The sequence below is a fragment of the Cryptosporangium phraense genome (assembly GCF_006912135.1).
In the GTDB taxonomy this organism is placed as follows: domain Bacteria; phylum Actinomycetota; class Actinomycetes; order Mycobacteriales; family Cryptosporangiaceae; genus Cryptosporangium; species Cryptosporangium phraense.
In genome coordinates this window covers 77,419-95,731 of sequence record NZ_VIRS01000028.1, presented here as the reverse complement: position 1 = coordinate 95,731, position 18,313 = coordinate 77,419, and the positions used below count along the sequence as shown (strand labels likewise).

General features: G+C 72.2%; 21 protein-coding genes. 10 read left to right on the top strand and 11 right to left on the bottom strand.

Annotated features, from left to right (window positions below; translation table 11 throughout):
• The 3 genes from FL583_RS30760 to FL583_RS30750 form a co-directional block, all read right to left on the bottom strand.
• On the bottom strand, positions 1-925 hold a 925-nt coding region (locus FL583_RS30760; RefSeq protein WP_142708365.1), incomplete at its 3' end, for an RNA polymerase sigma factor.
• A 109-nt stretch (positions 926-1,034) separates the two neighbouring features.
• On the bottom strand, positions 1,035-1,457 hold the full coding sequence (dtd, locus tag FL583_RS30755) for a D-aminoacyl-tRNA deacylase (RefSeq protein WP_142708364.1): 423 nt from the start codon (positions 1,455-1,457) through the stop codon (positions 1,035-1,037).
• Positions 1,454-2,953, bottom strand: coding sequence for a DUF7782 domain-containing protein (locus FL583_RS30750; protein WP_142708363.1), 1,500 nt, complete (start codon positions 2,951-2,953; stop codon positions 1,454-1,456). The genes dtd and FL583_RS30750 overlap by 4 nt, the downstream gene beginning before the upstream one ends.
• 77 nt (positions 2,954-3,030) lie before the next feature.
• Here FL583_RS30750 and FL583_RS30745 point away from each other — a divergent pair, with 77 nt between their 5' ends.
• From FL583_RS30745 to FL583_RS30735, 3 genes are all read left to right on the top strand, one after another.
• Positions 3,031-3,612, top strand: coding sequence for an HhH-GPD-type base excision DNA repair protein (locus FL583_RS30745; RefSeq protein ID WP_142708362.1), 582 nt, complete (start codon positions 3,031-3,033; stop codon positions 3,610-3,612).
• Positions 3,609-4,322 (top strand): GNAT family N-acetyltransferase, encoded by a 714-nt coding sequence (locus FL583_RS30740; RefSeq protein WP_142708361.1) that lies wholly within the window; start codon positions 3,609-3,611, stop codon positions 4,320-4,322. The genes FL583_RS30745 and FL583_RS30740 overlap by 4 nt, the downstream gene beginning before the upstream one ends.
• Before the next feature lie 71 nt (positions 4,323-4,393).
• Positions 4,394-4,780, top strand: a complete 387-nt coding sequence (locus tag FL583_RS30735; RefSeq protein ID WP_170323954.1) for a DUF3099 domain-containing protein — start codon at positions 4,394-4,396, stop codon at positions 4,778-4,780.
• On the opposite strand, the gene FL583_RS30730 is transcribed toward FL583_RS30735, so the two are convergent.
• Together FL583_RS30730 and FL583_RS30725 are read right to left on the bottom strand one after the other, a co-directional pair.
• Complete coding sequence (locus FL583_RS30730; protein WP_142708359.1) at positions 4,777-5,673, bottom strand: carbohydrate kinase family protein; 897 nt, start codon at positions 5,671-5,673, stop codon at positions 4,777-4,779. The two genes, FL583_RS30735 and FL583_RS30730, sit on opposite strands and share 4 nt — an antisense overlap.
• A 33-nt stretch (positions 5,674-5,706) precedes the next feature.
• Positions 5,707-6,651 (bottom strand): pseudouridine-5'-phosphate glycosidase, encoded by a 945-nt coding sequence (locus FL583_RS30725; RefSeq protein ID WP_142708378.1) that lies wholly within the window; start codon positions 6,649-6,651, stop codon positions 5,707-5,709.
• Between the two features lie 72 nt (positions 6,652-6,723).
• Between FL583_RS30725 and FL583_RS30720 the strand changes: the two genes are divergently transcribed.
• The gene (locus tag FL583_RS30720) at positions 6,724-7,002 is read left to right on the top strand and encodes a DUF3039 domain-containing protein (RefSeq protein ID WP_142708358.1); all 279 of its coding nucleotides are present in this window, start codon (positions 6,724-6,726) and stop codon (positions 7,000-7,002) included.
• On the opposite strand, the gene FL583_RS30715 is transcribed toward FL583_RS30720, so the two are convergent.
• The gene (locus FL583_RS30715) at positions 6,969-8,153 is read right to left on the bottom strand and encodes a YihY/virulence factor BrkB family protein (RefSeq protein WP_170323953.1); all 1,185 of its coding nucleotides are present in this window, start codon (positions 8,151-8,153) and stop codon (positions 6,969-6,971) included. The two genes, FL583_RS30720 and FL583_RS30715, sit on opposite strands and share 34 nt — an antisense overlap.
• Before the next feature lie 196 nt (positions 8,154-8,349).
• Here FL583_RS30715 and FL583_RS30710 point away from each other — a divergent pair, with 196 nt between their 5' ends.
• Positions 8,350-10,062 (top strand): DEAD/DEAH box helicase, encoded by a 1,713-nt coding sequence (locus FL583_RS30710; RefSeq protein ID WP_142708377.1) that lies wholly within the window; start codon positions 8,350-8,352, stop codon positions 10,060-10,062.
• 171 nt (positions 10,063-10,233) lie between these two features.
• On the opposite strand, the gene FL583_RS30705 is transcribed toward FL583_RS30710, so the two are convergent.
• Together FL583_RS30705 and FL583_RS30700 are read right to left on the bottom strand one after the other, a co-directional pair.
• On the bottom strand, positions 10,234-10,428 hold the full coding sequence (locus tag FL583_RS30705; protein ID WP_142708356.1) for a DUF7455 domain-containing protein: 195 nt from the start codon (positions 10,426-10,428) through the stop codon (positions 10,234-10,236).
• Positions 10,429-10,879: 451 nt separating this feature from the next.
• A complete protein-coding gene (locus tag FL583_RS30700; protein WP_338081137.1) occupies positions 10,880-12,388 on the bottom strand; it encodes an RNA polymerase sigma factor in 1,509 nt (502 codons plus the stop codon).
• Between the two features lie 331 nt (positions 12,389-12,719).
• Between FL583_RS30700 and FL583_RS30695 the strand changes: the two genes are divergently transcribed.
• On the top strand, positions 12,720-13,517 hold the full coding sequence (locus FL583_RS30695; RefSeq protein ID WP_142708354.1) for an inositol monophosphatase family protein: 798 nt from the start codon (positions 12,720-12,722) through the stop codon (positions 13,515-13,517).
• On the opposite strand, the gene FL583_RS30690 is transcribed toward FL583_RS30695, so the two are convergent.
• Together FL583_RS30690 and rsgA are read right to left on the bottom strand one after the other, a co-directional pair.
• A complete protein-coding gene (locus FL583_RS30690; protein ID WP_170323952.1) occupies positions 13,514-14,017 on the bottom strand; it encodes a LytR C-terminal domain-containing protein in 504 nt (167 codons plus the stop codon). The two genes, FL583_RS30695 and FL583_RS30690, sit on opposite strands and share 4 nt — an antisense overlap.
• Before the next feature lie 94 nt (positions 14,018-14,111).
• Entirely contained in the window at positions 14,112-14,936 is an 825-nt protein-coding gene (gene rsgA / locus FL583_RS30685) for a GTPase RsgA (RefSeq protein WP_170323951.1), read from the bottom strand.
• A 458-nt stretch (positions 14,937-15,394) separates the two neighbouring features.
• Here rsgA and FL583_RS30680 point away from each other — a divergent pair, with 458 nt between their 5' ends.
• The gene (locus FL583_RS30680; protein WP_035856868.1) at positions 15,395-15,697 is read left to right on the top strand and encodes a DUF4193 domain-containing protein; all 303 of its coding nucleotides are present in this window, start codon (positions 15,395-15,397) and stop codon (positions 15,695-15,697) included.
• A gap of 159 nt (positions 15,698-15,856) precedes the next feature.
• Entirely contained in the window at positions 15,857-16,666 is an 810-nt protein-coding gene (locus FL583_RS30675) for a hypothetical protein (protein ID WP_205752599.1), read from the top strand.
• On the opposite strand, the gene FL583_RS30670 is transcribed toward FL583_RS30675, so the two are convergent.
• Positions 16,663-17,151, bottom strand: coding sequence for a DUF3093 domain-containing protein (locus FL583_RS30670; RefSeq protein WP_142708351.1), 489 nt, complete (start codon positions 17,149-17,151; stop codon positions 16,663-16,665). The two genes, FL583_RS30675 and FL583_RS30670, sit on opposite strands and share 4 nt — an antisense overlap.
• 66 nt (positions 17,152-17,217) lie before the next feature.
• Here FL583_RS30670 and dut point away from each other — a divergent pair, with 66 nt between their 5' ends.
• Complete coding sequence (gene dut / locus FL583_RS30665) at positions 17,218-17,685, top strand: dUTP diphosphatase (RefSeq protein WP_142708350.1); 468 nt, start codon at positions 17,218-17,220, stop codon at positions 17,683-17,685.
• A 3-nt stretch (positions 17,686-17,688) separates the two neighbouring features.
• The gene (locus FL583_RS30660; RefSeq protein ID WP_142708349.1) at positions 17,689-18,312 is read left to right on the top strand and encodes a DUF3710 domain-containing protein; all 624 of its coding nucleotides are present in this window, start codon (positions 17,689-17,691) and stop codon (positions 18,310-18,312) included.
• Position 18,313: the final 1 nt, after the last annotated feature.

Below are 18,313 nucleotides of genomic sequence, written 5' to 3'. Positions count from 1 at the left end.
CGGCCGCGCTGGCTGCGCTGGCCGCGGTGGCCGGGGTGGCAGCGGGTTCCGCGTGGCGGCCGCCGGGGGCGGCCTTCGGCTCGGGGTCGATGACGACGCCGGTCGCGGCGTCGATGACCGCGTAGCTCCCGGTGTCGACGATCGGGATCACGTCGGTGCTGGCGTCCTCCACGGCCCGCAGCGCGCGCTCCATCCGATCCAGCACCACGTCGTTCAGCCCCACCGGCACCGCGGTCAGCGGCAGCAGGGCAGCCAGCGCGGGCAGCGGCCAGCGCTCGTAGGCCTTGGCGCACTTCGGGCAGGCCGGCGTCTTCCCCCGGCCACCGACGTGCGCGTGCACCTTCTTCCGGGCCGCGTCGTCGGGCTCCTTGGCCGAGTACCGCAGCGTGTCCCGCAGCTCCGGGCAGTCGTCCAGCGACCGCGCGGCCAGGACGTCGGCCACCACGTGCTCGCGGATCGCGTCGAGCCGCTTGGCGACCGCGGCCGGCTTCTCGGCGTCGATGGCCGCGGCGATCGAGGCGACGGTCAGCCCGGCCCCGGCCGACAGCGCGAACAGGATCCGGTCCGGCCCGCTGAGGTCCCCCGCGGCCCGCCAGGCGACCAGCCGCAGCTCCTTCGGGTCCGGCGCGGCCGGCGGCTGCTCGCCCTTGCGACGGAGCCAGCGCTTCTTGCCCAGCTCCTGCTCGACCTCGAGGCAGGCGTCGTGGATCAGCCGCAGCATCGCCGGACGTAATTCCCGGGCCCCGGCCAGCCGCGTCCGCACCGACACCTCGAACACCCGCGCGGTGGCCTCCTGCGCGGCGTCCGGGTCACGAAGGGCGTTCAGGCAGGTGGAGTACGTCCAGCCGTGACACTCCTCGAACAGGTCGGCCAGCGCTTCTTCGTCACCGCGCTGCACCGCAGCCACAAGCGCCACGTCGTCCATGAAACGGCACGGTAATAGCGATCCCGTCGCAACAGAAGCTAGGGGGCCCAGCTATGACCGAATCGACGAGCCAGGCCTTAACGGGGCTTCGTTCCGGTCTTAAGCGCCCTTAAACCTCGAGCAGAATCGTCTGCGGGCCGACGTTGACCGAGGCGACCAGCATATGGGTCCGGAACCGCCCGGTTTCGACCTTGGCGCCCCGCTCCCGGAGCGCGGCCACGACCGCGTCCACGAGCGGCTCGGCCTGCTCGGCCGGTGCCGCCGCGTTCCAGGACGGCCGCCGTCCCTTGTCGGTGTTGCCGTAGAGCGTGAACTGGCTGACGACGAGCAGCGGCGCCCCGACGTCCGCCGCCGACCGCTCCCCGTCCAGGATGCGCAGGTCGTGGACCTTGCGGGCGAGCAGCGCGGCCTGAGCGTCCGTATCGGTGCGGGCGACGCCGACGAGCACCAGCAACCCGTCCGAGATCGCCCCGACGACCTCGCCGTCGACGGTGACCGACGCCTCGGAGACGGTCTGCACGACGGCCCTCATGACGCGGGGAGCAGCAGGCCGCGCTCGACCATCCGCCCCACCAGAGGAATCGCGACCGTGGCGAAGGCGATCGGCTCGGCCTCGTAGGCGGCCGCGAGCACCGTGATCTGGTCGCCGAGGGTCACCGTGCCGTCGCACCCGCCGACCAGCGCCACCGCCACCGGGTCGACCTCCTGCGACCAGCGCCAGCCGGTTTCCAGGGCCAGGATCTGCTGGTCCACCTCCCACCCGTCCTCGGAGTGGGAGGCGATCTGGCGCAGCCGCAGCCCCGGTGCCGCCACGAATCGTTCGCGCAGCAGGTCCGCGCCCCGGACGAAAGCCACCCGCTCGAACCAGGACGCGACCTCCGGGCCGAGCACCGCGTCGTGCTCCTGCATCGCCTCCTCGACCCGGACGACCGGCTGGTCCGACCCGGCCGCATGGACGCTGATCAGCCCGAAGCCGACCGCGTCGATGCGGTTCTCGGTGAACCAGTCGAGCCACTCGCCGGTGCGGCGGGCGGCTTCGGCCCCGGTGAGCTCGCCGGCGTCGCGGAGCCAGAGGGCCACGTACCCGGCCGGGTCGAGGGCCTCGCGCTGGACGGCGTGGGCGTCGAGCCCGGTCGCGGCGAGCCAGCCGCCGACCCGCTCCTCCCACGGCTCGCCCTCGACGTGCAGCCAGTTCGCCAGCAGCTGCCCGTAGCCGCCCGGGTTCAGCAGGCCCGGCAGCGCGGCGACCAGCTCGGCACAGATGCCGTCGCCCTCGCGTCCGGAATCGCGGTAGACCATGCGCTCGGCCTCGCCCCGGCGGGGGCCGACGACGAACGGCGGGTTGCTGACGACGAGGTCGAACCGGCGTCCGGCCACCGGCGCGGCCAGATCACCCTGCAGCGCCTCCCAGGAGAAGCCGTTGAGGGCCGCGTTGGTCACCGCGAACCGCACCGAGCGCTCCGAGAGATCCGTCACAGTCACCCCGTCGACGTGCCGGGACAGGTGCAGCGCCTGCACGCCGCAACCGGTGCCCAGATCCAGGGCACTTCGGACCCGGGGTCGTACCGTCGACTGCGCCAGCGTCAGCGACGCACCCCCGATCCCGAGCACGTGGTCGCTCCGGACGGGCCCGGGACGGACGTCCGAACCGAGGTCGGACAGCACCCACCAGTCACCGTCGTCGTCCCCGTAAGGGGACAGATCGATCGCGGCGCGGATCCCGTCTCCTACCTTCTCGACCAGGCCGGTGGAGATTGCCCGGGCCAGGCCGAATGCGCCGAAAGCGGTATCGGCGGCCTTCTCGGAAACGATTCCGCCGGTCGGGAACAGATCGATCAGCGTGCCGCGCGGGTCGTCGTCGCCGCGGTCCCGGATCGTGTGCCGGACCGCGAGGAACTCGCCCCGGCCGAGCGCCCCGCTCGCGGTCTCGCCGAGGTAGTCGGCGACCCCCGTCGGAGTGAACTCCGCGTTCCGCAGCGCGGTACGCAGGGCGTCGATCTGGTCGGGCGAGAGCAGCGGATCGGTCACCGGCCCATCCTCTCCCGCTCCCGAGTCTCCGGCGCCCCCGGGGGAGCGGAGGGGGTCCGGCGTGGCACGCTGGTCCCATGGTGACGCTGCGGCTGAGCCAGGACGTCGACGCCGACGCGTTCCTGGCCGACGACCCGCTGGCCTTGCTGGTGGGCATGCTCCTCGACCAGCAGTTCCCGATGGAGCGGGCATTCGGCTCCCCCTGGTTGCTGGCCACCCGGATGGGCGTCTCGCGGTTGGATCCGGCGGCGATCGCCGCCTTCGACCCGGAGGAGTTCGCCGCGCTGTTCGCGACGCCTCCCGCCCTGCACCGGTATCCCCAGTCGATGGCCGCGCGGGTCCAGACGCTGGCCACGCTGCTGGTCGACGACTACGACGGCGACACCGCCCGGCTGTGGACCACGGCGACGTCCGGGGCCGAGCTGTTGAAGCGGGTGAAGGCGTTGCCCGGCTTCGGGGAGCAGAAGGCGAAGATCTTCGTCGCGCTGCTCGGCAAGCAGCTCGGCGTCCGGCCGGCGGGCTGGCGCGAGGCCGCGGGCGCCTACGGCGAGGACGGGTCGACGCGGTCGGTCGCCGACGTGACCGGTCCGGAGACCCTGCAGGCGGTCCGGGAGTTCAAGAAGGCGGCGAAGGCCAAGGCCAAGGAGGCTGCTCAGTGAGCTGTGCCGACCCCTCGCTCTGGCCGCTGGCCGGTCTCCGCGTGCGAGCCGGGAACATCGAACTGCGCCCACCCACCGACGAGGACCTGCCCGCGCTGGCCGCGCTGGTGCCGCCGGAGGCCGGGCACGACCCGTCGCTGCCGATCAGCGGCGTCACGACGCCCGGCGAGGTCGCCGCCCAGGCCGTGCTGCGCCAGATCTGGCGCGCGCGGGCCGAGCTGGCCCCGACGCAGTGGCGGATCTGCCTGGCCGCCTACGTCGACGGCGTCCTCGTCGGCCAGCAGGACCTGATGGCCGACGACTTCCCGCGCCGCCGGATCGTCGAGACGTCGTCCTGGCTCGGGGCCGAGCACCGACGGCAGGGGCACGGCAAGGCGATGCGCGCGCTCGCGCTGCACCTCGCGTTCGAGGGCTTCGGGGCGGTCGCGGTGGAGAGCCAGTCGGCCGAGGGCAACGACGCCGCGCTGGGCGTCACCCGGTCGCTGGGGTACAGCCCGAGCGGTGACACGTACGAGGTGCACGACGGGGTCGTCACCCACATGCTGTGGTCGCGGCTGACCCGGGAGCGCTGGGCGCTGCACCGGCAGGGCTACGGGCTGGCCCAGGTCGAGTGCGAGGGCGTGGACGCCTGCCGTCGCCTGATCGGGTTGCCCCCGGTCGAAGCGAGCCCGGTGAACAACGGCAAGAGGATTCAGCCCGCCTCGGCCTGACTCGCGTGGCGCACCCGGATGCGCGGTGCAACGATGGAGGGAACGGCTAGCAAACGAAGCGGGTGGATCGCGTGCAATCACGGCGACCGCGGGTCGAGGTGATCACCGGGGCCGAACAGAGCCCGGCCGACCAGCTCCGCCGGCGCCAGATGCAGTATTTCGGCCTGATGTCGCTGCGAGTGTTCTGCCTGATCCTGGCGGCGGTCCTGGTCAGCCTGGACGTGCCGTACGCGCTGGCCTGGGTGGTCATCCTGACGATCGGGATGTGCGTGTTCCCGTGGATGGCGGTGATGCTCGCGAACGACCGTCCGCCTCGCGAGGAGAACCGGTTCCGGAACCGCTTCAAGCGGACGCCGTCGAGCGCCCGGGCGCTGAGCGCCGAGACCGAAGCCCCGCTGGAACTGGAGTCGCGCGAGTTACCGCCCTCGACCGCCCGGGTCATCAACCACGACGACTAGGGCCTCGCACCCGGGAGGCCCACCGCGAGCGTGCCGGCGCGGGCCCCGGCGGCCAGGGCGCCGGCCGGCCCGGCTCCGCTGAGCCAGGCCGCCAGCAGGCCGGCTGCGAACGCGTCACCGGCCCCGGTCGAGTCGACGACCCTCCGGGCCGGTTCGGCGGCCACCCAGGCCGCCCCGCTCTCGCCGCGCCACCAGGCCCCACCGGCGCCGTCCTTCACGACCGCGACCCGCACCGACGTGGCCAGCCGGGCCGCCGACACGGACGGATCGGCCAGCCCGGTCAGCACGGCCGCCTCGGCCGCGTTGGCCAGCAGCAGATCGACCCCGGCCACCCAGCCCAGGAACCGCGACGGGCCGACCGCCTCCAGCGGCGCGGCCGAGGCGGCGTCCACCGAGATCGTGATCCCGCGCCGGCCCGCGGTCTCCAGCGCGGCCAGCCCGGCCTTGCGCGATCCGGCGTCCAGCAGCGCGTAGCCGGAGAGGTGCAGGTGCCGGACGTCCGGGCGTTCGACCGCCGCGGTGACGTCGGCGGCGTCGAGTCGGTCGGCCGCCGCCCGGTCGGGGAACATCGTCCGCTCGCCGTCGCCGTCGACCAGCACGGCGATCGACGCGGTCGGCAGGTCGGTGTCGATCGCCACCGCGGGGTCGACCCCGGCCGCGATCAGCTCGGCGATCCGGTCCCGGCCCGGTGCGTCGTCGCCGACCCGGGCGGCCAGCGTCACCGGGACGCCGGCCCGGGCCAGCCAGACGGCGGTGTTGGCGGCCGCGCCGCCACCGGAGTACCGGATCTGCGCCGGGCGGTCGGAGCCCACCGCGGGTGGCCCCTCGGTGCGGATGACGATGTCGGTCGCCAGGTCGCCGACGACGACCACCCGCCCCGCCTGAGCGCTCATCGCGGGGTCAGCAACCGGTGCGGGAGCGAGGGATCACGCGGAGACCGTACGGGACCCGGCGAACGCCACCGCGATCCGCCCTGCCAGTTCCGCGTTACGCAGGATGATCCGGGTGTTCACGGTGAGGCTCGCGCCCTCGGTCGACGCGTGGAAGTGCGCCAGCAGGTACGGCGTCACGTCCTTGCCGGTGACGTGGTCGCGCTCGAGCCCGGCCAGCCCCTCCCGCAGGACCCGGTCGTGCAGCGCCGGGTCGAGCTGCTCGTCGACCGGCAGCGGGTTCGCGACGACGACCGCGCCCGAGCCCAGCTTCAGCTCGCGGGCCGCGCGGAGCACGTCGGCGATCTCCTCCGGGTTCTCGGCCCGCCAGCCGATCGGGTAGCCCGAGTCCGAGAGGTAGAAGCCCGGGAACCTGTCGGTGCGGTACCCGAGGACGGTCACCCCGGACGACTCCAGCCGTTCCAGCGTCGCCGGCACGTCCAGGATCGACTTCACGCCCGCGCAGACCACCGCGATCGGGGTCCGGGCCAGCGCGCCCAGGTCGGCCGACTCGTCGAACGTCGTCGACGCGTCGCGGTGGACGCCGCCGAGGCCGCCGGTGGCGAACACCGGGATGCCGACGGCGGCCGCGATCGCCGCCGTGCTCGCGACCGTTGTCGCGCCGTCGAGCCGCTTGGCCGCCACGACCGGCAGGTCCCGGACGCTGGCCTTGGCGACGCCGTCGGTCAGGGCCAGGTGCTCGAGCTGCTTCGCGTCCAGGCCGACGCAGATCTCCCCACCGAGCACGCCGATCGTGGCCGGCACCGCGCCGGTGGCCCGGACCGTGCGCTCGATCTCGGCGCCCACCTCCAGGTTGCGCGGACGGGGCAGCCCGTGGGACAGGATCGTGCTCTCCAACGCGACGACCGGCGCGCCGGTGCCGAGTGCTTCCGCGACGTCAGCGCCGAGCCGGATCCGGTAGCGCCCGAGCGGGGGTTCGATCTCCACGCAAACACCGTAACTCCTGGCGATAAGCGTCCTCTTACGCGGGAGACCGGGCAGGCATGCGGCAGAATGGGGGGCGTTCCGTCGACCACCTGGAGAGGAAGCACCGTGGGAGCCACCGAGACGCTCGAGCGGCCGGAGATCAAGGAGCGCGAGACCAACAACGGCCCCGAGGTCTTCCACTACGTGAAGAAGAACAAGATCGCCGAGAGCGCGGTCATGGGCAACATGGTCCAGGCGCTGTGCGGCGAGGTCTTCCCCGTGACGAAGTCCCCGAAGCCGAACTCGCCGGTCTGCCCGGCCTGCAAGGAGATCTACGAGTCGCTGCCCAAGGGCGGCGACAAGTAAGCACCCACCGGGGCCGGTTCGGCGACCCGGCCGACCGGCCTGGGGGAGTCCTCGGCTTCGGCCTCGTCCTTGCGGGCGTCGGCATCGTGCTCGAGCTCGGTGCGGTCGTCGACCTTCGGCGGACGTTCTCCGCGGACGGCCGCGGCCAGCCGGCGGCCGGCCCGTGCGATCCGGTGCAGGTGCCGGGGGCGTGAGCCGGCCGGGTACAGCTGCTCGAGCGTCCCGTTGAGTTCGGCGCCGAGCAGCACCGCGAACGCCAGCACGTAGAAGTACAGCAGCGCGACGATCGGCGCGGCCAGCGTGGCGAAGACCAGGATCTGGTTGCCGATGTGGCCGATGTAGAGGCGCAGCACCCACGACAGCCCGACGAACAGCAGCAGCGCCAGCGCCGCACCGGGTAGCGCCCGTCGCCAGCGCAGCCTCGTCGGCGTCGCGTAGTGGAAGAACGCCGAGAGCGCGACGAACACGATCGCCGCGGTCAGCGGCCAGTAGGCCAGCCGGATGATCGCCTCGGCTGCGCTGTGCCAGCCGTCCGGGAGACGGGCGACCAGGAAGTCCGGACCCAGGATCACCAGCGGCACCGCCACGGTGGCCGTCGCTAGCGTGCAGATGTAGAGCCAGAGCGCCAGCAGCCGGCTCCGCACCGCGCCACGCAGCTCCCGCTGCCCGTAGGCGATCGACACCGTGTTGACGAACGTCGCGGTCGACGACGAGCCGGCCCACAGCGCCAGCACGATGCTGACCGTGGCCACCCCACCGCGTCCGTGGCGCAGCAGCTCGGACACGATCGGCGTCACGACCTCGTGCTGGACGCTCGGGCTGACCAGCCGGGCGGTCAGCCGCAGCGCGTGCGCCTCGGTGCGGTCGATCAGGTCGGTGCCGGTCCAGCGCCCGGCGTACCCCAGCACGCCGAGGACCGCGAGCATCAGCGGCGGCACCGAGAGCAGCTGCCAGAACGCGGCCTCGGCCGAGAGCCCGAGGATGCGGTCCTGCCAGGCCTTGGCCACGGTCGCGCGCAGCAGCCGCAGCGTCGTCACGATCGGACGGAGAGTAGCCGCCACCGGCCCGTACGCCGGGCCGAGAAGCGCGCGGACGAAGCGATTCGCCGCGGCTCTCAGGCGCGCGGCGCGCCCGGCGGGGAGTGTGACCATGTCAACCATTCACGCTACGGGGTAAAGGTCACGGCGTCGCGTCCGACCCATGTCGTGCTCGTCTTCCATCATCCCGCAACCCGGGCGGGTACGCTCGGTCCAGCCCTCGCGCCGCGTTCAGCCGCCCGGGGGCGCACTGGTGTTCGGTCCCTGGCGTGGAGGTTGAGGTTTGACGGCGAACCCAGTGAACGCGGGCGTGGGCACCGTCGGGGGAGCGGCTCCGCCGCTGCGGGTCTGGCAGCGCAAGGCGCTGGTCGAGTATCTCCGCCGGTCACCGCAGGACTTCCTCGCGGTCGCGACCCCCGGCGCGGGCAAGACGACGTTCGCGCTGCGGATCGCGGCCGAGCTGCTGGCCGACCGTACGGTCAGCCAGGTCACGGTCGTCGCGCCGACCGAGCACCTGAAGACCCAGTGGGCCCAGGCCGCGGCCCGGGTGGGTATCCAGCTCGACCCGACGTTCTCGTCCACCGGCATCACGTCGGCCGACTTCCACGGCATCGTCGTCACGTACGCCCAGGTCGGGCTGTACCCGGCGATCCACCGGCGCCGGGTCACGGCCCGGCCGACGCTGGTGATCCTCGACGAGATCCACCACGCCGGTGACTCCCGCACCTGGGGTGAGGGCGTCCGGATGGCGTTCGAGCCGGCCACCCGCCGTCTCGCGCTGACCGGAACTCCGTTCCGGTCCGACGCGAACCCGATCCCGTTCGTGCAGTACGAGCGCGACCGCAACGGCCTGACCCGCTCCCGCTCCGACTCCAACTACGGCTATGCGGACGCGTTGCGCGACAACGTCGTCCGGCCGGTGCTGTTCCTGGCCTACTCGGGTGAGGCGAAGTGGCGCACCAGCGCGGGCGAGGAGCTCACCGCCCGCCTGGGCGAGCCGCTGACGGCCGAACAGACCGCCCAGGCCTGGCGCACCGCACTCGATCCTCGCGGCGACTGGATGCCCCAGGTGCTGCGGGCCGCCGACGCCCGGCTCACGGTCATCCGCCGGCACGGCATGGCCGACGCCGGCGGGCTGGTCATCGCGACCGACCACGCCTCCGCCAAGGCCTACGCCGACCTGCTGCGGAAGGTCACCGGGAAGGCGCCGGTCGTCGTGCTCTCCGACGACGGCACGGCCAGCGCCAAGATCGCCGCGTTCGGGGCGTCGGAAGACCGCTGGATGGTCGCGGTGCGGATGGTGTCGGAGGGCGTCGACATCCCGCGGCTCGCGGTCGGCGTCTACGCGACCAGCGCCAGCACCCCGCTGTACTTCGCCCAGGCGATCGGGCGCTTCGTCCGGGCCCGCCGGACGGGGGAGACCGCGACGATCTTCGTGCCCAGCGTCCCGGTGCTGCTGGGGCTGGCCGGCGAGATGGAGGTCGAGCGCGACCACGTCCTCGACCGCCCGCACCGGGAGAAGCTGCTCGACGACGACCTGGTCGCGGCGGCCAACAAGCAGGAGGACGAGGACACCGACGACAAGCCGAAGTTCACCGCGCTGTCGGCGTCCGCGCACCTCGACCAGGTGATCTACGACGGTGCGTCGTTCGGCACCGGGGCCGCGCCCGGCACGGCCGAGGAGGAGGAGTACCTGGGGCTGCCCGGGCTGCTGACCTCGGACCAGATCGCGACGCTGCTGTCGAAGCGGCAGGCCGACCAGGTGGCGGCCCAGAAGAAGGCCAGGGCCGCCCAGGGTCCGGATGTCCCCGAGCCCGAGGCGGTGCCGACGTCGACGTTCGTCCGGCGCCAGTCCCTGCGCAAGCAGCTCAATACGCTGGTCGCGGCCCAGCACCACCGCACGAACCGACCCCACGGCCAGATCCACGCCGAACTACGCCGCCTCTGCGGAGGCCCCCCGAGCGCCCAAGCCTCCATCGAACAGCTGGAGGAAAGAATCGCCACCATCCAAACCTGGTCTTAGTGGGCGGCCCGCCGAGAACGACGCTGACAGCCGCGCCACCCGACTTGAGTACGACCAGTACGCGGCGTCGAGTGGCGCGGATGTCAGCGCCGCCCTCGGCGGGCTCCAGGTCAGAACAACGACAACGCCCCCGGCCCAACAGGGCCGGGGGCGTTAGTCGTTTGGCTGGACTTAGTCCTCTGCACGGAGAATTTGAACCGCGACCTTTTCGAGGTCTTTGGCGTACTTGGCTCCGTGATGTCCGCAGAAGACGAGGTCGCCGCCGCCGGGCAGAACTGCCCGGACCTTGGCAGCCGCACCGCACCGGTCACAACGCTCGCCAGCTGACGGCGCCTCGGTCGGCGGCGGGGTCAGGGTCGGGGTCATTGGCCTCCTCCTCTGCTCTCACCGTGCTGTTCGATGTTCTTACCGCTCACACATCGTCCAACACATCAGTGTGCTGAGACGTTCCTGATCCACCGCCATGTTCCATGTCACACAGCGAGTGACCAAGAGTCCCGAAGCCGCCGGGCACGATATCCGGCGGCTCCACCACCAGAGTGCCACGCGAATGCGCTTCGCGGAGATCGGATCTCGGACAGACATCCGGGGGCGCCCAAACACGTCCCGTACATCCGGGATATATGCCGTGAAACGACCGCTCAAACGCCGTTTGGACATGCGCCGGTCACCAAGTTGGAACACGCCGACAGGACCCGTTCAGGCCCTGGTTGGGCGGTTTCCCCGCCGTTCACGACCCGATACGAGCCTCGGAAACCGGACGAGACGGCACCTGGAGCAGGTGCCGTCTCGTTACGGTAAGTAACGGACTAGTGACTCAGTCGAGGTAGTCGCGAAGCACCTGCGACCGGGACGGGTGACGCAGCTTCGACATCGTCTTCGACTCGATCTGCCGGATCCGCTCCCGGGTGACCCCGTAGACCTGACCGATCTCGTCCAGCGTCCGGGGCTGCCCGTCGGCCAGGCCGAACCGCAGCCGCACGACGCCGGCCTCGCGCTCCGACAGTGTCTGGAGCACGGACTGGAGCTGGTCCTGCAGCAGCGTGAAGCTGACCGCGTCGACCGCAACCACGGCCTCGGAGTCCTCGATGAAGTCGCCGAGCTGGCTGTCGCCCTCGTCGCCGATCGTCTGGTCGAGCGAGATCGGCTCCCGGGCGTACTGCTGGATCTCCAGCACCTTCTCCGGGGTGATGTCCATTTCCTTGGCCAGCTCTTCCGGGGTGGGCTCGCGGCCCAGGTCCTGGAGCAGCTCACGCTGTATGCGGCCGAGCTTGTTGATGACCTCGACCATGTGCACCGGGATACGGATCGTCCGGGCCTGGTCGGCCATCGCCCGGGTGATCGCCTGCCGGATCCACCAGGTGGCGTACGTCGAGAACTTGTAGCCCTTGGTGTAGTCGAACTTCTCGACCGCGCGGATCAGACCGAGGTTGCCCTCCTGGATCAGGTCCAGGAACGCCATGCCCCGGCCGGTGTAGCGCTTGGCCAGCGAGACGACGAGCCGGAGGTTGGCCTCGAGCAGGTGGTTCTTGGCCCGCTCGCCGTCGCGGATGATCCAGAGCAGGTCGCGGCGGAGCTGCGTCACCATCTTCTCGCCGCGGTCTTCGCCCTGGCGCATGCGCTCGGCCGCGTAGAGACCGGCCTCGATGCGTTTCGCGAGGTCGACCTCCTCTTCCGCGTTGAGGAGCGCGACCTTGCCGATCTGCTTGAGGTAGGCCCGGACCGAGTCGGCCGACGCGGTGAGCTCGGCGTCCTTGCGCGCCTGCTTCAGCGCCTCCGACTCCTCCTCTTCCTCGTCGAACGCGAACTCCTCTTCCTCGCCGTCGGCGAGAACGATCGGCTCGTCGACGGTCAGGCCCTCGGCCGGCGGGCCGTCGGTGGGCGCGCCCTCGGCGGGCTTGGCGCCGGCGGCGGCCGCGGCGGCCGGGGCCGCCTTCTTGGCCGCGGTGCGCTTCGACGGACGGGGGGTCGGCGTCGGGGTGGCCGGAGCCTCGGCGGCCGCGGTCGCCGCAGCGGCGGGGGCCGCGGGCCGGGCGGCCTTGGCGGTCGTCGCCTTCGACGCCGGCGTGGTGGCCGAGCGGGCGGCGGCTACTCGCCGGCGGGTCGGGCGAGGATCCGCGGAGCCGTCGACCACGACGGTGACACCCGCCATCGACAGGCCCTGCAGGATCTTCTTCCCTTGGGCGGGCGAAACACCCGCACCGCCGAGCACCCGCGCCACCTCGTTGGAGGTGAGAGAGGCGGTATCACCCGCCCGCGCTGTCAGCGTGTCGACGAGGGAACGGACGATGTCGGCCCGCGGAGGGGTGCGGTCGGCGTCTGTCACGAAGTGACCTTCCACGTGTCGGTGCGGCGGGGCACACACCTCACCGGTCAAGGTACTGACCGGGGGGCTGATCTCCAGGAGCGTCCTCCGGGGCGATTACTTCCCGGCGGCTGGCAACGAATTGTACCGCCGGGTTGCGGGAGTCGGTCCCCACCGTCGGTCCATACCGTTCCGTCCGATTGGTGGGGGCCGCCCGGCCTGGCAGGGCTTCGCGCCGTCGTGGACTGTACGTCGGGTTCCGGTGTTCTGGCCACGACCGCCACGAGGCAAGATTCGCCGTGACCCGGACGGAACGATTCAGCGATCGATTCAGCGAGGAGTACGACCGAGAATGGCGACACCCGAATCAACCGAACTGCTGAGTCTCGCCGTCGAATCGGTGCGCCGCGCGGCCACTCTGGTCGGCGAAATGCGCGCGGCCGCGGTGACGTCGATCGAGACCAAATCGACGCCGACCGACCCGGTCACCGAGGCCGACCGGGCGGCCGAGCGGCTGGTCGTGGAAGGCCTGGCGGCGGCGCGGCCGGGCGATCTGGTGCTGGGCGAGGAAGGCGGCTTCCGCCCGGTCGGAGAAAAGGCCGATCCCGATGCGGTGCGCTGGCTGCTCGACCCGATCGACGGGACGGTCAATTTCGTCTACGGAATTCCGGCCTACGGGGTCTCGCTGGCCGCCGAGGTCGACGGAACCGTGGTCGCCGGGGTCGTGCGCAACGTCGTGACCGGTGAGGAATGGACGGCCGTCCGGGGCGGTGGGGCCTGGCGGGACGGGAAACGCCTGAGCGGGTCGGGCGTCACGGACCTCGGCCGGGCGCTGATCGGCACCGGGTTCGGCTACGCCGCCGAACGGCGTCGGCGGCAGGCCGAGGTGCTGGTGCGGTTGCTGCCGCGGATCCGGGACATCCGCCGGATCGGGTCGGCCGCCCTCGACCTGTGCGCGGTCGCCGAGGGACGGCTCGACGCGTTCTACGAGCAGGGCCTGAACGCCTGGGACAGCGCGGCCGGCGGCCTGGTCGCCGAGGAGGCGGGGCTGCTCGTCACCGGCCTGCGCGGCGAACCCGCCGGCCCCGGCATGACGCTGGTCGCCCCGCCGTCCATCCACGGCGAGCTCCACGATCTGCTGGCCGGTTAGCAGACCCCCGGGCTGGCCGACGGCTGGAGGGGTTCCAGGCTCTCCAGGGCGGCCGGGATGTCCTCGGCCTTGGTCAGGTCCTTGTACGCGATGCCCAGCACCACGTCCACGGAGTTGTCTTCCCGGGCGTCGTCGACGATGACGCTGCCCTGGACCGTCGCCTGGAGCAGCTGGGCGGCGCCGGCGCCGGTGGGCCCGTAGCGGATCTGCGCGGTCTGGGTGACCGGCTCGCCCTGCGGGTCGTTGCCCACCGCGATCACCTGGAACCCGCGCTGCTTCAGCGCCTTCTGGACCTTCTGCGCCAGCCCGGCCTCGTCCGTACCGTTGTAGACCCGGACCTTGACCTGCTTCGGCTCGGGGATCTTCGTCGAAACGGTGTTACACCCGGCCGCTGTCGTTCCGGTCTGGTCGTCGGTGACGATCGCCCACACCACTGTGATGACGGCGACCAGCGCCAATACCCCGATTACCGTCAGCGCCCTGACTCGCGCCAGGCTCACCGCCCCACCACCCCGGTCGTCATGGGTCGAGACTGTAGCGTCCCGGGTCATCTCGGGTGATCACCCGGGAACGGGGTGGTGGCCGGTAACTCGGTCAGGCGCCGCCGGCCAGGCCCCGGCGGCCCCGCGGACCGGCCCGCCACCGGGCCCGGGACGCCGCCCGCGACCGGATCAGGTAACGCTCGGCCAGCCAGTCGGCGCCACCGCCCGGCCCGCCCGCCGGGCACCCCGGGGTGTCCAGCAGAACGCCCCCACCCGGCAGCGGCACCAGCCCCCCGCCGGGACGCCCGCCGCCCGGGTGTCCGGCTCCCGCACGCCCGCCGTCCGGATGCCCGGCCTCGATATTCCGGCCTCCCAGGACGTCCACCAGCGTGGTCTTTCCGGCCCCGGGTGCACCGATGACCGCCGCGGTCGTCGCGACCGGGAGCAGCCGCCGTAGGCGGGCCAGACCGGCCTCGCCCGGGTGGCCCGGCACGGTGCTGACGCCGACGACCGGGGTGCCCGGACAGCCCTCGGCGAGCACGGCCAGATCGGCGAGCACGGACCGCAACCGCGGACCGTCCGGGGCCCGGTCGACCTGGCTGAGCACCAGCACCGGAGCCGCGCCGCTCGCCGCGGCCAGTCCGAGCAGCCGCTCGATCGGCTCGGGCGTCAGCCCGTCGGCGAACGCGACCACGACCAGCACGACGTCGGCGTTGGCCGCCAGCACCTCCCCGCGGACGTCGTCCGGACCGCGGCCGTGCCGGACCGCGGACGCCCGCGGCAGCACCGCGACCAGGTCGTCACCGGTCAGCAGGCCCCAATCCCCGACGACCGGGACGACGTCGGGGCCCGGCAGCGCGAGCACCGGCCCGGCCGCGGTCAGACAGCGGCACCCGGAGTCGTCGATCCCGGCGACCCGGCCCGGCACAGGAGTCACTCCCGGCCACTTCCGGTACGGCGGTTCGGCGTATCCGCGTACGGTCGGCGTCCCGCCTGGTGAACGGCGAGGTCCGGTGCCCCCGATTTCGCCGATCCATTGGGTAAGGTGCCCATCCGCGACCCGGGAATCCGGCGTCGTGGGGGATCTGCCAGTTGCCGTAGCCATCCGGTACCGTGCGTCCCATTCGTCCGACCATCCGAGGCGGCGGAGACGGGCCCGGCTGCGCCGTCCTCCGATGGAAGCGACGAGACCGGCAGGTGCCGGTGCAGGAAAGACGGGCATCGGTGTCACCTCGATCACATCGGGAACACATCCGGTGGGCTGTGCGTATTAGGGGCGCTGGAAACGGTAAGGTTCCGCGCTCGCCGGGTCGAACGGGTTTCCTACCTGGCCGGGGAGCCTGGCCGTTGACGGCGTGATCCGGGCTGTCAACCAGAACGAAAGAAGAGGACACGATGGCCACCGACTACGACGCGCCACGTCGAACCGAGGAATCGGAGATCGGCGAGGACAGCCTCGAGGAGCTGAAGGCACGCCGGACCGATTCGCAGTCCGGCAGTGTGGACGTCGACGAGGCTGAGGTTGCCGAGGGTTTCGAACTGCCGGGCGCTGACCTGTCCGGCGAGGAGCTCACGGTCAAGGTTCTGCCGATGCAGAACGACGAGTTCCGCTGTTCGCAGTGCTTCCTCGTCCACCACCGCAGCCAGCTGGCCGAAGAGAAGAACGGCCAGTACGTCTGCACCGAATGCGCGGCCTGACCCCTCGGCGGGTCGCAGAGAACATGGGACGGTCGGGGATCCGGGGGGTAGTCCCCCGACCGTTCGGGGTAGAGCAAGGACGGTGCCACTGGCGCGGGTATCCGACAATCGTCGGTACCGCGCCGGCACTCGCCCCGCTCACCCCGAGGGATCGCCGCCATGACCACACCGCAAGAGAACAACAAGCCTGCTGACCCGGCGTCGTCCGTCGAGACCGATGCGGACACGACCGGCAGCGTCTCTCCCCAGACCGCCGACGCGCTGGCCGGACTGGCCGACTCGGACCTCGAGCCCGCCGACCGCCGGAAGTTGCTCGGCCGCGCGGTGACCGGCCTCGGCAAGAGCGCCGGACGCGCGTTCCGCGGCCCTCGCGCCGCCGCCAACTGGGGCGCCGATCTCGTGATCGCCGCCGTGCCCCACCTGGCCATTCGCGACCTGGACACGCTGCGCCGCCACTACGACGGCAAGTCCGGTGAGGATCTCGCCGACGCGATCATCCGCAACGCCTCCCGCACCACGGCCGGCATCGGCGCCGCCGGTGGCAGCGTGGCGGCGGTCGAGTGGACCGCGCCGCCGGCCCTGCTCTCGACGCCGGTGCTGCTCACCGTCGAGACTGCCGCGGTCGTCGCGGTCGAGGTCAAGATGCTGGCCGAGCTGCACGAGGTCTACGGCGTCCCGGTGCAGGGATCGGCCAGCGAGCGGGCCAGCGCGCTGCTGACCGCCTGGGCCCGCCGCCGTGGCGTCACGCTGCTGCAGGCCGGACGCGGGTTCTCCACCGTGCTCGGTGCGGGTCTGCGCAAGGAGCTGCGCGACCGGCTGCTGCGCCGGATGGGACGCAATCTGACGACGCTAGGCCCGCTGCTGACCGGCGCGGCCATCGGCGCCGAGCTCAACCGCCGGGCCACCCGCAAGCTCGGCGACGAAGTGCGCGAGGACCTGCGCAAACAGGCCCGCAAAGCGCTGCGCTAAGCCGCCTCTTCGGGCGCCGGGAGCGGCAGGTCGAGGGCGGCCAGCAGCTTCTCCGGCCGCCGGGACGAGAAGATCCAGTACGGCGTCGGGTCGTCCGGGTCGTCCAGATAGACCCGGACGGTGCCGCGCACCCACGGCCGGTGGACGACGAACGCGACCGGGTCGAGCTCGGGGCCGAGTGCCTCGCGCCGGGCCTCGGCGTCCAGGGCCTCGGCGGCGAGCAGGAACCGCCGGGGGATGTGGGCGTCGTCGACGCGCAGCTCGTCGTCGTCGACCGAGACCGTGATCCGGCTCAGCGCCCCGACGCTGACCACGGCCAACGGCACCAGAACGACGTAGGGGAGCCAGGAGCGGACCCCGCTGTACCCGAGGTGGATCTCGGCCGCGAGGAGCAGACAGACCGCTACCGCGCCGACCCAGCCCCACCACGGGACGGTCCAGCGCTCCCGGTAGGTCAGGGTGTCGACGGCCGGTCGGGTTGGCATAGCGCCAGCCTAGGGCGGGAGCTGGGTATCGTCGCCGACGGCCCTGCCCACGATCTGAGGAACCTGATGTCCGTCGAAGTGCTCGTGCAGCTGCTCGACCCCGATCTGCCCCCACCGGCCTACTCGCACCCGGGCGACGCCGGTGCCGATCTGGTGACCGCCGAGGACGTCACGCTCGCTCCCGGCCAGCGCGCGCTCGTGGCGACCGGAGTGGCCATCGCGCTGCCCGAGGGCTACGCCGGGTTCGTCCACCCGCGGTCCGGTCTGGCCGCGCGGTTCGGGGTCTCGATCGTCAACGCACCCGGTACCGTCGATGCTGGATACCGGGGGGAGATCAAGGTGAACCTCATCAACCTCGATCCCACCGAGACCGTGACACTCGCGCGAGGCGACCGGATCGCTCAGCTCGTGGTGCAGCGCGTCGAGCGGGCCGCGTTCCGGGTGGCGTCCGCGCTGCCGGAATCGGTCCGGGGAACGGGCGGCCACGGCTCGACCGGAGGGCACCGCGATCTGGTGCCCGCAGGAGAGGAGTAAGGGGTGTTTCGACGTCGGCGTGGCCGGCACGCGGCGGACGGCCGGGAGGAAGAGCTCGAGGCCGTGGAGATCGAGCAGGACTCCGGGAACGGTCCGTGGGATGCCGAAACGGTCCCGGCTGACGACGTCCAGCGCGTCGACCTGGGAGCACTCCGGGTCCCGACGCTCACGGACGTCGAGCTGCGGGTCGAGGCCAACCAGCAGGGCCAGGTGGCCTCGGTCGTGCTGACCGACGGCACCAGCGCACTCGAGCTGGCCGCGTTCGCGGCCCCGCGCACCGAGGGCATCTGGGACGAGGTGCGCGACGAGCTCGAGGCCGGCATCCGGGCCGACGGCGGTGTCGTCGAGCACGAGCACGGCGAGTTCGGCCCCGAGCTGCGGGCGATGGTGAAGGTGCCGGACGGCAGCAAGCAACTGCTGCGGTTCGTGGGCGTGGACGGACCCCGGTGGTTCCTGCGGGCGACGTTCACCGGCGCGGCCGCGGCCGACCCCGACGCCGGCCCGCAGCTCACCGAGTCGGTGCGCCAGGTGGTCGTCGTCCGGGGTGACGACGCGATGCCGGTGCGCGACCCGCTGCCGTTGCAACTGCCCCGCGAGGTGGTCGAGCAGGCGGCCAACCAGGAGTAGG

Coding starts and splice junctions, on each gene's coding strand:
- dtd (WP_142708364.1), bottom strand. CDS start 1,457: ATGAGGGCCGTCGTGCAGACCGTCTCCGAGGCGTCGGTCACCGTCGAC.
- FL583_RS30745 (WP_142708362.1), top strand. CDS start 3,031: ATGGTGACGCTGCGGCTGAGCCAGGACGTCGACGCCGACGCGTTCCTG.
- FL583_RS30730 (WP_142708359.1), bottom strand. CDS start 5,673: ATGAGCGCTCAGGCGGGGCGGGTGGTCGTCGTCGGCGACCTGGCGACC.
- FL583_RS30720 (WP_142708358.1), top strand. CDS start 6,724: ATGGGGGGCGTTCCGTCGACCACCTGGAGAGGAAGCACCGTGGGAGCC.
- FL583_RS30715 (WP_170323953.1), bottom strand. CDS start 8,153: ATGGTCACACTCCCCGCCGGGCGCGCCGCGCGCCTGAGAGCCGCGGCG.
- FL583_RS30705 (WP_142708356.1), bottom strand. CDS start 10,428: ATGACCCCGACCCTGACCCCGCCGCCGACCGAGGCGCCGTCAGCTGGC.
- FL583_RS30695 (WP_142708354.1), top strand. CDS start 12,720: ATGGCGACACCCGAATCAACCGAACTGCTGAGTCTCGCCGTCGAATCG.
- FL583_RS30680 (WP_035856868.1), top strand. CDS start 15,395: ATGGCCACCGACTACGACGCGCCACGTCGAACCGAGGAATCGGAGATC.
- FL583_RS30675 (WP_205752599.1), top strand. CDS start 15,857: ATGACCACACCGCAAGAGAACAACAAGCCTGCTGACCCGGCGTCGTCC.
- FL583_RS30670 (WP_142708351.1), bottom strand. CDS start 17,151: ATGCCAACCCGACCGGCCGTCGACACCCTGACCTACCGGGAGCGCTGG.
- dut (WP_142708350.1), top strand. CDS start 17,218: ATGTCCGTCGAAGTGCTCGTGCAGCTGCTCGACCCCGATCTGCCCCCA.